Here is a 12,422-nt window from a genome sequence, read left to right on the forward strand (position 1 = left end):
CAGGTCTGCGGACGATGATGTCGGGCTGGGCTCGTAGACTCCCCGGATGGCTTCTCCCACCGACCTGCGGGCCGCCTCCGACGCCCTGGACGTGCTGAGCCGGGTGTTCGGCTACGACGCATTCCGTGGTTTCCAGCAGGACGTGATCGACCATGTGGTCGCCGGGGGCGACGCGCTGGTGTTGATGCCCACCGGTGGTGGTAAGTCCCTGTGCTACCAGATCCCGGCCCTGGTCCGCGACGGGGTCGCCGTCGTCGTGTCCCCGCTGATCGCGCTCATGCAGGACCAGGTGGACGCCCTCACCGCAGTCGGCGTACGCGCCGGGTTCCTCAACTCGACCCAGACCCTGGACGCCCGACGGCGGGTGGAGGCGGCCTTCGTCGCCAGCGAGTTGGACCTGCTCTACCTCGCCCCGGAGGCGCTCGGCGTCCGATCCACCCTCGCCCTGCTCGACCGGGGCCGCATCTCCCTGTTCGCGATCGACGAGGCGCACTGCGTGTCCCAGTGGGGGCACGACTTCCGCCCCGACTATCTCGCGCTCTCGATGCTGCACGAACGCTGGCCGCAGGTGCCCCGCATCGCCCTGACCGCCACCGCGACCAGCGCCACCCGCACCGAGATCGCGACGCGGCTCAACCTCGACGACGCCCGGCACTTCGTGGCCAGTTTCGACCGGCCCAACATCCAGTACCGGATCGTGCCCAAGCGCGAGCCCCGCAAGCAGTTGCTGACCCTGCTGCGCGACGAGCACCCCGGCGACGCCGGCATCGTCTACTGCCTGTCCCGTGCCTCGGTCGACAAGACGGCGGAGTTCCTCACCGCCAACGGGGTCGCCGCGCTGCCGTACCACGCAGGGCTGGACGCGGGCACCCGCGCCCGCAACCAGCAGCGCTTCCTGCGGGAAGACGGCCTGGTCATGGTGGCCACCATCGCCTTCGGCATGGGCATCGACAAGCCCGACGTGCGGTTCGTCGCCCACCTCGACCTGCCCAAATCCGTCGAGGGCTACTACCAGGAGACCGGCCGCGCCGGCCGTGACGGCCTGCCGTCCACCGCCTGGCTGGCGTACGGGCTTCAGGACGTGGTCCAGCAACGCAAAATGATCGAGACGTCCGACGGGGACCTCGCCCACCGCCGCAACCTGGCCGCGCACCTTGACGCGATGCTCGCCCTCTGCGAGACGGTGCGCTGCCGGCGGGTCCAACTGCTCGAATACTTCGGCGAGACGACGACGGCGGCGTGCGGCAACTGCGACACCTGCCTCACCCCACCGGAGACCTGGGACGGCACCGTCGCCGCCCAGAAGTTGCTCTCCGCAGTCTTCCGCCTCGACCGCGAACGCAACCAGCGCTTCGGCGCCGGGCACTGCATCGACATCCTGCTCGGCAAGCAGACCGACAAGATCAGCCAGTACGGTCACGACTCCCTGACCGTCTTCGGCATCGGCTCCGAGCTCAGCGAGGCCGAGTGGCGGGGCGTCGTCCGCCAACTGCTCGCCGAAGGGCTCCTCGCCGTCGAGGGCGACTACGGCACGCTGGCGCTGACCGAGGCGAGCGCCGACGTCCTCGCTCGCCGCCGTACGGTCACGATGCGTCGCGAGCCGGAGAAGCCGGCATCGAGCCGCTCATCGAAGCCGCGCGGCGCGTCCACCGTCGTGGCCGAGCTGACCCCGGCCGCCGCGTCGCTCTTCGAGCGGCTGCGAGCCTGGCGCGCGACCACCGCCAAGGAACAGGGCGTCCCGGCGTACGTCATCTTCCACGACGCGACTCTGCGCCAGATCGCCAGCGACGCGCCCACCACGCTGGGTGACCTGTCCAAGGTCAGCGGGGTCGGCGAGAACAAACTCGCCAAGTACGGCGAGCAGATCCTGGCCGTCCTCGCCACCGACTGAGGTCATGCCGAAGGGCCGGACCCTCGTGGGGTACGGCCCTTCGGTCATGTGGTTCGGTTTGGGTCAGCTGGTGGCGTAGCCGCGGGTGGCGATCCAGTCGGCGAGGTGTTCGACGCTGATCTGGTAGGCGGCCTGGTTGGGGTCGGCGGAGTCGGCGATGGTGACGGTGGTGCCGTTGTCGTGGTAGCCGACGACGCTGATGTAGTGCCCGCCTTCGTAGGAGTGGGTCACGCCGTTGGTGTCGGTGCTGGTCCCGGCGATGTTCGCGACCACGGCCCTGCCGTCGTCGACCGTGCGGACGATGTCGGCGCGCAGTTGGTCGGTCTGCTTGGCGTCGGCGTCGGGGGTGCTGATCTCGACGGAGCGGTAGGCGTCGTTCTTGCCGGTTTCCTTGTTCAGTACGGGGGTGATGTCGTTGATGGAGTTGGTGCCGGCCTCGGTGGTGCCCATCTCCTTGGCCATGTCGTCGACGTTGATGTTCTTGCCCTGCACGGACAGGGCGTTACGGGTCGCGGCGGGCCCGCAGTAGTAGAAGTTCGGCTGGGCTTCGTAGCGCACACCGAGCTCCCGCTCGCTGTGGCTCTTGCGGTCGGTCTGCGTCTGCGTGGCCGGCTTGCTGGTGGTGGGTGCGGCGAACGCGGTGGTGACGGGGCCGGCGATGGCGCCGCCGGTGAAGGCGAGGCCGGCGGCGGTCAGGGCGGTCTTACGGATCAGATCGGTACGCATGATGGCGTGCTCCTCTGCCTCAGGGGGATACCCACACCACACCAGGGGGGTGAATGGTGGCGCGGGGAAAGTTCGTCTGCCCGGCGACCCGCAACGAGGGGGTCGGCGTCGGGACAGGGTGTAACGGGTGCCGGCGGCGAATCATTCCGCCAACCCGCAAGGGCCGGCCTGTTGTGGTGCTCGGCCGTTCCGGGGGTGTAACCGCAGAGGCCTGCCGGGTGTTCCCGGCGGCGGCCCGGCCGTTGGGGTGCTCGGCCGTTCGGGGTTGTAACCGGGGCGGCCTGCCGGGTGTTCCCGGCGGCTGTTCCGGCTGCCGGCCCGGGGTGAGCCGGGCTGGTGCGGTGGTCTGCCAGGTATAACGACCCGGCCCGGCCCACGATTCCGCCGCCGGGGTGGCCCCGACCACCCGACACGCGAGGCCGAACCCGACAAACCACCCACCTTGCCGGCCCAGCGAACCCGACACGGCGGCCAGGCCAACATGATCCACTCGGGTTCCCGGAAGTCGCGGTGTCCCGCTGCCCAGGATGCCCCGACTTCATGGAAACCGAGTGGATCAAGCCCGCCTGCACGGTTCGTCCGATGCGCCCCGGACCCGACCGGGGCAGTCCAGGGCGGGGCGGGGCAGTCCGGGTGGGGCCGGCGTGGCCGAGCGGGCGGGCGGGCCGAGCGGGCGGGCGGGCGGGCCGAGCGGGGCAGACCGGGCGGGGCAGACCGGGCGGGGCAGACCGGGCGGGGCAGACCGGGCGGGGCAGACCGGGCGGGGCAGACCGGGCGGGGCAGACCGGGCGGGGCAGCCCGGCCCGGGCAGCGGCGCCCGAACCCCCGCTAGATCGTGCTGGATCCAGGAAAGCGGCCCCTCCCAGCGCAACGAGGCCACTACATCCAGGAACGAGCACGATCATGGGGCGACCGCCCATCACCGGAGCGAGCGAGGACAGCCAGCGGCCGCCTCCGGCCCGGCAGCGAGCGAGCGACAGTGCTCAGGTGCTGGGCTTCGCGCCCGCGCCGTCGCCGGCCTTGGTGTCCTTGTCCAGGGCAGCCAGGATCGCCTCGGCGGTGCGCCGCCCCACCCCAGGCACCTCGGTGATCTCGTCGACCGTTGCCGCCGAGAGTCGTTTGAGCGAGCCGAAGTGCCGCAGCAGCGCCTTGCGACGTACCTCGCCCAGGCCGGGTACGTGGTCCAACGCTGATTCGGTCATCCGCTTGGAGCGGCGCTGCCGGTGGAAGGTGATGGCGAACCGGTGGGCCTCGTCACGCACCCGTTGCAGCAGGTAGAGCCCTTCCGAGGTGCGCGGGAGGATGACCGGGAACTCGTCGTCCGGGAGCCACACCTCTTCCAGCCGCTTGGCCAGCCCGCACAGGGCCACGTCGTCGATGCCGAGGTCGGCGAGGGCCTGCGCGGCGGCGGCGACCTGTGGGGCGCCGCCGTCGACGACCACCAGCTGTGGCGGGTACGCGAATTTTCGGGGCCGGCCGGTGGTCGGGTCGATCAGGATGCCGACCTGTGGATCCGTGGCGCCTCCGGGCGCGGCCGGATCGTCGGCCGACTCCACGCCCACCTCACCCGTCTCGGCCCTGGCGTCCAGGTAGCGGGCGAAGCGGCGACGGAGCACCTCGGACATCGCGGAGAGGTCGTCGGTGGCGCCCCGGACGATGAACCGCCGGTACTCGCTCTTGCGGGGCAACCCGTCCTCGAAGACCACCATGCTGGCGACCACGTCGGTGCCCTGGATCTGGGAGATGTCGAAGCACTCGATGCGCAGCGGCGAGGTGCTCATGCCCAGCGCCTCGCTGATCTCGTCCAGTGCCTTGCCCCGGGTGGTCAGGTCACCGGAGCGCTTGAGCTTGTGCCGGGCCAGCGCGTCCTTGGCGTTGCGCTCCACCGTCTCCATCAGTGAGCGTTTGTCGCCACGCTGCGGCACCCGCAGCGACACCCGACTGCCCCGGTGGTTGGAGAGCCACTCGGCCAGCGCGTCGGCGTCCGCGGGCAGCTCGGGGACCAGTAGTTCCCGAGGAACGTCGGCCTCGCCGTGCTCGCCGCCGTACACCTGGGTGCAGAAGTGGTGCACCAGGTCCCCGGTGGTCAGCTCCTCGGTCTTCTCCACCACCCAACCGCGCTGGCCGCGGACCCGGCCGTCGCGGACGTGGAAGACCTGCACAGCCGCCTCGAGCGGGTCGTCGGCGAACGCGACGACGTCCGCGTCGGTGCCGTCGCCGAGCACAACGGTCTGCTTCTCCATGGCCCGGCGCAGCGCGGCCACGTCGTCGCGCAGGCGGGCGGCCCGCTCGAACTCCAGCTGCTCGCTCGCCTCGGTCATCTCACGTTCGATCTTGCGGACCATGGTGTCGGTGCGCCCGGCCATGAAGTCGCAGAACCCGTCGACGATGGCCCGGTGTTCGTCGGCGGAGACGGTGCCCACGCACGGCGCCGAGCACTTGCCGATGTAGCCCAGCAGGCAGGGGCGACCGACCTGGCCGGCCCGCTTGAACACCCCGGCGGAACACGTGCGTGCGGGGAACACGCGCAGCAGCAGGTCGAGGGTCTCCCGGATGGCCCAGGCATGCGAGTAGGGACCGAAGTAACGCACGCCCTTGCGCTTGGCGCCGCGCATCACCTGCAGCCGGGGGTACTCCTCGTCGAGGGTGACAGCGAGATAGGGGTACGACTTGTCGTCGCGGTAGCGGACGTTGAACCGCGGGTCGTACTGCTTGATCCAGGTGAACTCCTGCTGGAGCGCCTCGACCTCGGTGCCGACGGTGATCCAGTCCACCGATTCGGCGGTGGTGACCATCTGCCGGGTGCGCTCGTGCAGGTTCCAGACGTCGCCGAAGTAGGAGTTGAGTCGGCTGCGCAGATTTCGCGCCTTGCCGACGTAGATCACCCGGCCGGTGCCGTCGCGAAAGCGGTAGACCCCTGGTAGCTCCGGGATGGTGCCGGGTGCGGGGCGGTAGGTCGAGGGGTCAGCCACGCCAACAAGCCTAGTCCGCAGCACCGACAGCCCACCGCAGGCGTGATCCACTCGGTGCCCCGGAAGTCGGGGTGTCAGCACACCGCTGACACCCCGACTTTCCGAACGCGGATCGATCCTGCGACGCCGGGCGACCGGCCGGTCAAGGTGCGGCCCGGGCCGGCCCACCGGCCCCGCGTCGGGTCAGGCCAGCGAGATCTGGTCGCCGGTGACCTTGATCTCCTTGGGCGGCAGCGGCTTGGTGGCCGGGCCGGCCTTCACCGAGCCGTCCTCGATCGAGAACTTGCTGTTGTGGCAGGTGCAGTTGATGGTGCCGCCGTCGACGTTCGTCACCGGGCAGTTCTGGTGCGTACAGATCGGGCTGAAGCCTTTGAACTGGCCGGCCGTGGGCTGGGTGATGACCACGCCCTGAGCGGCGAGGACCTTGCCGCCGCCGACCGGGATGTCGGCGGTGGTGGCCAGCGACTGGGCATCCTGCCGGTCACCGCCGCCAGCGTCGCCGGTGCTGGGTACGGCGGGGCCACCGCTTGTGGGCGCACCGCTGCTGCTGCCGCCGTCGTCACTGCCGCAGGCAGCCAGGACGACGGCCGCGCCGACCGCCCCGACGCCGGTGAGCAGGTTACGACGTGTCTGCGTACCTGGTCCGGTCAGCGCTTGATCGTCACTCATGCCTCGCCTCTCTCTAGCCCGCTGCCGGTCGAAAGCCGGCCACACTTCTCCACACGGGCAACTGTGCCGGATGGTTCACCACGGCATCCGCTTGACCCGACAAATGGGGTGGGGCAGGTCGTCATCCGACCCGCCCCACCCCATCAGCACGCGTACAGAGGTCAGCGCGCGGCGGCCGGCACCTTACGGCTGGCCCGCGCCTTGGTGACCCCGTTGGCCTTGGCGGCTCGGGTGGTGGCGGCAGCCGCACCCTTGGCCTTGCCGTCGAGCTTGAGCACCTGGCGCAGGAACTCGCCAGTGTGGCTCTCGGCCACCTCGGCGACCTCCTCGGGGGTGCCGGTGGCGAGCACGGTGCCGCCACGGTGGCCACCCTCGGGACCCATGTCGATCAGCCAGTCCGCAGTCTTGATCACGTCGAGGTTGTGCTCGATCGTGATCACCGTGTTGCCCTTGTCGACCAGCCCCTCCAGCACCATCAGGAGCTTGCGGATGTCCTCGAAGTGCAGACCGGTGGTCGGCTCGTCGAGCACGTAGACCGTCCGCCCGGTGGAGCGCTTCTGCAGCTCGGAGGCGAGCTTGACCCGCTGCGCCTCACCGCCGGAGAGGGTCGGCGCCGGCTGACCGAGACGGACGTAGCCCAGGCCGACGTCGACCAGGGTCTTCAGGTGCCGGTGGATGGCCGGGATCGCGGAGAAGAACTCGGCGGCCTCCTCGATCGGCATCTCCAGCACGTCCGAGACGGTCTTGCCCTTGTAGTGCACCTCCAGGGTCTCCCGGTTGTACCGGGCGCCCTTGCAGACCTCGCAGGGGACGTACACGTCGGGGAGGAAGTTCATCTCGATCTTGATGGTGCCGTCACCGGAGCACGCCTCGCAGCGTCCGCCCTTGACGTTGAAGGAGAACCGACCCGGGCCGTACCCGCGTACCTTCGCCTCGGTCGTCTCGGCGAAGAGCTTGCGGACGTGGTCCCAGACGCCGGTGTAGGTGGCCGGGTTGGAGCGCGGCGTGCGGCCGATCGGCGACTGGTCCACGCCGACGACCTTGTCCACGTGCTCCAGCCCGGAGACGCGGGTGTGCCGGCCGGGCACCAGCCGGGCGCCGTTGATCTGGTTGGCCAGCACCGCGTACAGGATGTCGTTGACCAGCGTCGACTTGCCCGAGCCGCTGACCCCGGTGACAGCGATCAGCTGGCCCAGCGGGAACGAGACGGTCAGGTTGCGCAGGTTGTGCTCCCGCGCGCCGTGCACCACCAGCTCGCGGGCCGGGTCCTGCGGGCGGCGGCCCGTCGGCGTCGGGATCGACCGCCGACCGGACAGGTACGCCCCGGTGATCGACTCCTTGTTCTTCAGCAGCGCCGGCACCGAGCCGCTGTGCACGATCTTGCCGCCGTGCTCACCCGCGCCGGGACCGATGTCGACGATCCAGTCGGCGGTGCGGATGGTGTCCTCGTCGTGCTCCACCACGATCAGCGTGTTGCCGAGCCCACGCAGCCGGATCAAGGTCTCGATCAGCCGGTGGTTGTCGCGCTGGTGCAGCCCGATCGACGGCTCGTCGAGCACGTAGAGCACGCCCACCAGACCGGAGCCGATCTGGGTGGCCAGCCGGATGCGCTGTGCCTCGCCGCCGGAGAGCGTGCCGGCTGGGCGGTCCAGGGAGAGGTAGTCCAGGCCGACGTCGAGCAGGAACCGCAGCCGGGCGTTGATCTCCTTGAGGACCCGCTCGGCGATCATCTTCTGCCGGTCGGTCAGCTCGATGCCGGCGAGCAGGTCGGCGCACTCCCCCACGGAGAGGTTGCAGACCTCGGCGATGCTCTTGCCCGCGAGGGTGACCGCGAGGACTTCGGGCTTGAGCCGGGCACCGCCGCACGCCGCGCAGGGCACGTCGCGCATGTAGCCCTCGTACTTGTCGCGGGACCACTCGGATTCGGTGTCGGAGTGCCGGCGCTCGATCCACTGCACCACGCCCTCGAAGCCGGTGTAGTAGGAGCGCTCGCGGCCGTACTTGTTGCGGTAGCGCACGTGAACCTGGTCGTCGGAGCCGTGGAGGATCGTCTTCTGTGCCCGCGCCGGCAACGCCCGCCACGGGGTGTCGATGTCGAAGTGCTGGGCCTCGCCGAGCGCCTCGAGCAGGCGCAGGAAGTATTCCAGGTTGTGCCCGGTGGACCAGGGCTGGATGGCGCCCTCGCGCAGGCTGCGCTCCGGGTCGGGGACCAGCAGCTCCGGGTCGACCTCCTTCTTGGTGCCCAGGCCGGTGCACTCCGGGCAGGCGCCGTAGGGCGCGTTGAAGGAGAAGACCCGAGGCTCGAGATCCTCGATGGCGAGCGGGTGGTCGTTGGGGCAGGCAAGGTGCTCGGAGTAGCGGCGCTCGCGGTCCGGGTCGTCCTCGGGAAGGTCGACGAAGTCGAGCAGGACCAGGCCGCTGGACAGGCCCAGTGCGGCCTCGACCGAGTCGGTGAGCCGCTGCTTGGCGCTCGGCTTGACGGTGAGCCGGTCGATCACCACCTCGATGGTGTGCTTCTCCTGCTTCTTGAGCTTCGGCGGCTCGGTCAGCGGGTGAACCACGCCGTCGACCCGGGCCCGGGCGTAGCCCTTGGCCTGTAGCTCGGCGAAGAGGTCGACATATTCGCCCTTGCGGCCACGGATCACCGGGGCGAGCACCATGAACTTGGTGCCCTCGGCCATGGCGAGGACCCGGTCGACGATCTGCTGCGGGCTCTGCCGGGAGATGCGCTCACCACAGACCGGGCAGTGCGGTTCACCGATGCGGGCGTAGAGCAGACGCAGGTAGTCGTAGACCTCGGTGATGGTGCCGACCGTTGAGCGCGGGTTGCGCGAGGTGGATTTCTGGTCGATCGAGACGGCCGGGCTCAGGCCCTCGATGAAGTCGACGTCTGGCTTGTCCATCTGGCCGAGGAACTGCCGGGCGTACGACGAGAGCGACTCGACGTAGCGCCGCTGCCCCTCGGCGAAGATCGTGTCGAAGGCCAGGCTCGACTTGCCCGACCCGGACAGCCCGGTGAACACGATGAGCGCGTCCCGGGGCAGGTCGAGACTGACGTCACGCAGGTTGTGCTCGCGCGCGCCACGGATGATCAGTCGGTCGGCCACGGTGCGTGTACTCCCGGGAGAAGATGAAGCAAAGGATCTGTCCCGCTCTGGGTGGTCTTGAGCGGTCGTGCGGGCGCGGAAAACGCGCCTCGGCAACTCTAGCCCCGAGGTACGACAGTTTCCCTCGCCCGCACATTCCCCCAGCTCAGCCCGGTCGGCCGCGCCGCCCGGGAACCCGGTCGGCCACGCGCCGGCGGGTGCCCGGTCAGTAGCCGCCGGGCGCCGGCGGACGCGCGGCCCGACGCCGGGCCGAACGCCACCCGCCGCGTCGCTCCGCCGCCACCCGGGCCTCCCGCCGTCGGCTCTCGTGGGCCACCTCACCCTGCAGCCGTCGCCAGCTCTCCCACCGACGGGTGGAGAGCTCGCCGGTGTGTACCGCCTCCCGGACCGCGCAGGCCGGCTCGCCGTCGTGACCGCAGTCGGCGTACCGGCAGCCCTCGGCCAGCCCGGCGATGTCGGCGAACGCCCGGTCGAGCCCGGCCGCGCCGTCCAGCAGGCCGACCGCCCGGACACCGGGCGTGTCGATCACCGCACCGCCACCGGGGATCGGTACGAGCGCCCGCCAGGTGGTGGTGTGCCGGCCCTTGCCGTCGACGCGCCGGATCGCCTGGGTGGGCATCATCACCGCTCCGACGAGGGCGTTGACGAGGCTCGACTTGCCGGCACCGGAGGGGCCGAGCAGACCGAGCGTGCGGCCGGGCGTCACCTCGGCGCGCAGTGGTGCCAGCCCGAGGCCACGTTCGGCGCTGACCGGCAGCACGGGCACCCCGGGCGCGACGGCGGCCAGCTGGCGGGCCAGCGCGGCCGGGTCGGCCGCGAGGTCCGCCTTGGTCAGTACGACAAGTGGCCGGGCGCCGGACTCGTGGGCCAGGGAGAGCAGCCGCTCGATCCGGCCCACGTCCGGCTCGGGGTGCACCGGCTCCACCACGGCGGCGGCGTCGAGGTTGGCGGCCAGCACCTGACCACTGGCGTCCTTGCCGGCGGTACGTCGGATCAGCGCTCCCCGCCGTGGCAGCACGGCCTCGACGGTGACGCGGCGGTCCGGCCAGTGGGTGAGCAGCACCCAGTCCCCGGCGCAGGGCAGCGCGGACGGGTCCCGGGCGGCGACGGTCAGCACCGCCCCACCCAGACTGGCCCGGACCGGGCCACCTGCGGTGAGGACCGTGCAGACCCCCCGGTCCACCCGGGCCACCCGACCCGGCTGGTGCTCGCCGCGGCGCGCGGCGTACGCCGTCCGCTCGGCGTCCCAGCCGAGGGCGGTCAAATCGATCGTCATGGCATCCTCATCGGTGTCGAAGCTGGTGATGGCGGAACACGCGTGCCACGTCCGGCATGATCACCACCTCCGTCCGATGTCCCGGTGCCGCGTCTGCCGCTGACGGTAGGTCGCGCGCCGACGCGCCGAAAGCGATTTCCCCGGCGACGGCGCGACGGCGGACCGCTAGGGTCGACGGGTGACCACGGATCCGCTGTTGCTGATGGGCGAGGTGGACGCGGCCACCAGGCGACTACTGCGTACCGCCGCTTCTTTCGACGCCGCGGACCTGGCCGCCGCGTCGCTGCTGCCGGGCTGGACGCGCGGCCACGTCCTGGCGCATGTGGCGCGCAACGCCGACGGTTTCGTCAACCTGCTCACCGCGGCCCGCACCGGGGCGGCACTGCCGATGTACGCCTCGCTGGACGCCCGCACCGCCGACATCGAAGCCGGTTCGAGCCGGCCACCGGCCGCGCACCTGGACGACCTGCGACGCACCGCGGACCTGTTCGCCGAGGCGGTCGCGGCGATGCCGGCCGACGCGTGGGCGGCGACGGTGCAGGCGCGTAAGGGTCCCTGGCCGGCGGCGCTGCTGGTCTGGGGTCGGCTGCGGGAGATCGAGGTGCACCACCTCGATCTGGCCGCCGACTACCGGGCCGCGGACTGGTCGGAGACGTTCGCCCACCGACTGCTGCGGGAGGCCGCCAGTCATCACGCCACGGGGCCGACACCGCCGTCGATGGTGTTGCGTCTCGACGGCAGTGAGCACGAGGTGGTGATCGGGGAGCGCGTCGGCGCTCCGGTCGTCGCCGGCTCCGCCCCCGACCTCGCCGTCTGGCTGATCGGCCGCGCCGACAGCACCCTGCTCTCCGTCACCCCTGACGGTCCCCTGCCTACTCCACCGGAATGGATATAGAAACGTCATGACATACAGCGGAGACGTCACGCACGGCGGCCCACCGGCGGTTCGGGAGCTGGACGGGCTGACCATCAGCAAGCTGTCGGTGGGTCCGATGGACAACAACGCCTACCTGCTGCGCTGCACGGGCACCGGTGATCAGGTACTGATCGACGCCGCGAACGAGGCACCCCGGCTGCTCGAGCTGATCGGTGACGGTGGGCTCACCGCCGTGGTGACGACCCACCAGCACATGGATCACTGGGTGGCGCTGGAGGAGGTCGTCGCCAAGACCGGCGCCCAGGCGTTGGTGCACGCCGACGACGCGGCGGGGTTGCCGATCGAGGCGGAGCGGCTGGCCGACGGCGACACCGTGGCGGTCGGCGACTGCGCGTTGGAGGTCATCCACATCAAGGGGCACACCCCGGGTTCGATCGCGCTGCTCTACCGCGACCCGGCCGGCACCCCGCACCTCTTCACCGGCGACAGTCTCTTCCCCGGTGGGGTGGGCAACACCGACAAGGACCCGGAGCGCTTCGCGGCGCTGATCGGTGACGTCGAGCACAAGCTGTTCGACCAACTCCCGGACGACACCTGGTTCTACCCGGGCCACGGCAAGGACAGCACCCTGGGCGCCGAGCGCCCGGCCCTCCCCCAGTGGAAAGCCAGAGGCTGGTAAACCCCCAGCAAACCGAAGACCCAACGCTGACCAAGAACCACCAAGATCACCCAACCCACCGACGGCGGCGGCACCCCCGCACAAACCGGAACCACGACGGGGGCGGGGGCCCGCCGTGCCCGGCGCAGGGATCAAGCCTGACCCGGCAGGTAGACCACCGGGAAGTTGAAGATGGAGTTGATCCGGTAGTTGCCGACCGGGTCGAACACCATCATCGCCGCCCCG

The 12,422-nt window shown here is 70.8% G+C and carries 8 protein-coding genes; 3 read left to right on the forward strand and 5 right to left on the reverse strand.

Annotated elements, in window-relative coordinates:
• Window positions 1-46 precede the first annotated feature (46 nt).
• Window positions 47-1,891 (forward strand): DNA helicase RecQ, encoded by a 1,845-nt coding sequence (recQ, locus tag AB0B68_RS16120; RefSeq protein WP_357260612.1) that lies wholly within the window; start codon window positions 47-49, stop codon window positions 1,889-1,891.
• 63 nt (window positions 1,892-1,954) lie between these two features.
• Here recQ and AB0B68_RS16125 read toward each other — a convergent pair whose 3' ends face one another.
• The 5 genes from AB0B68_RS16125 to rsgA all read right to left on the reverse strand — a co-directional run bounded on the left by AB0B68_RS16125 (window position 1,955) and on the right by rsgA (window position 10,641).
• Window positions 1,955-2,617, reverse strand: a complete 663-nt coding sequence (locus tag AB0B68_RS16125; protein WP_357260615.1) for a C39 family peptidase — start codon at window positions 2,615-2,617, stop codon at window positions 1,955-1,957.
• A gap of 983 nt (window positions 2,618-3,600) precedes the next feature.
• Window positions 3,601-5,589: an excinuclease ABC subunit UvrC gene (gene uvrC, locus AB0B68_RS16130; RefSeq protein ID WP_357207185.1), complete on the reverse strand. Its 1,989-nt coding sequence runs from the start codon at window positions 5,587-5,589 to the stop codon at window positions 3,601-3,603.
• 183 nt (window positions 5,590-5,772) lie between these two features.
• The gene (locus AB0B68_RS16135; RefSeq protein WP_355010215.1) at window positions 5,773-6,258 is read right to left on the reverse strand and encodes a Rieske (2Fe-2S) protein; all 486 of its coding nucleotides are present in this window, start codon (window positions 6,256-6,258) and stop codon (window positions 5,773-5,775) included.
• Between the two features lie 161 nt (window positions 6,259-6,419).
• Window positions 6,420-9,365 (reverse strand): excinuclease ABC subunit UvrA, encoded by a 2,946-nt coding sequence (uvrA, locus tag AB0B68_RS16140; RefSeq protein WP_091408018.1) that lies wholly within the window; start codon window positions 9,363-9,365, stop codon window positions 6,420-6,422.
• Window positions 9,366-9,570: 205 nt separating this feature from the next.
• Window positions 9,571-10,641 carry a ribosome small subunit-dependent GTPase A gene (rsgA, locus tag AB0B68_RS16145; protein ID WP_357207187.1) on the reverse strand — a complete coding sequence of 357 codons (1,071 nt, stop codon included), beginning with the start codon at window positions 10,639-10,641 and terminating at the stop codon, window positions 9,571-9,573.
• A gap of 178 nt (window positions 10,642-10,819) precedes the next feature.
• Here rsgA and AB0B68_RS16150 point away from each other — a divergent pair, with 178 nt between their 5' ends.
• The gene (locus tag AB0B68_RS16150) at window positions 10,820-11,536 is read left to right on the forward strand and encodes a maleylpyruvate isomerase family mycothiol-dependent enzyme (RefSeq protein WP_357260618.1); all 717 of its coding nucleotides are present in this window, start codon (window positions 10,820-10,822) and stop codon (window positions 11,534-11,536) included.
• A gap of 7 nt (window positions 11,537-11,543) precedes the next feature.
• On the forward strand, window positions 11,544-12,197 hold the full coding sequence (locus tag AB0B68_RS16155) for an MBL fold metallo-hydrolase (protein ID WP_357207191.1): 654 nt from the start codon (window positions 11,544-11,546) through the stop codon (window positions 12,195-12,197).
• Window positions 12,198-12,422 lie beyond the last annotated feature (225 nt).

Origin of the sequence: Micromonospora sp. NPDC049049, assembly GCF_040649115.1 — a bacterium.
In the GTDB taxonomy this organism is placed as follows: Bacteria; Actinomycetota; Actinomycetes; order Mycobacteriales; family Micromonosporaceae; genus Micromonospora.

What these genes read in the sequence shown, in the direction of transcription:
- AB0B68_RS16155 (WP_357207191.1), top strand. Translation starts at nt 11,544, where the DNA reads ATGACATACAGCGGAGACGTCACGCACGGCGGCCCACCGGCGGTTCGG.
- AB0B68_RS16135 (WP_355010215.1), bottom strand. Translation starts at nt 6,258, where the DNA reads ATGAGTGACGATCAAGCGCTGACCGGACCAGGTACGCAGACACGTCGT.
- AB0B68_RS16125 (WP_357260615.1), bottom strand. Translation starts at nt 2,617, where the DNA reads ATGCGTACCGATCTGATCCGTAAGACCGCCCTGACCGCCGCCGGCCTC.
- rsgA (WP_357207187.1), bottom strand. Translation starts at nt 10,641, where the DNA reads ATGACGATCGATTTGACCGCCCTCGGCTGGGACGCCGAGCGGACGGCG.
- recQ (WP_357260612.1), top strand. Translation starts at nt 47, where the DNA reads ATGGCTTCTCCCACCGACCTGCGGGCCGCCTCCGACGCCCTGGACGTG.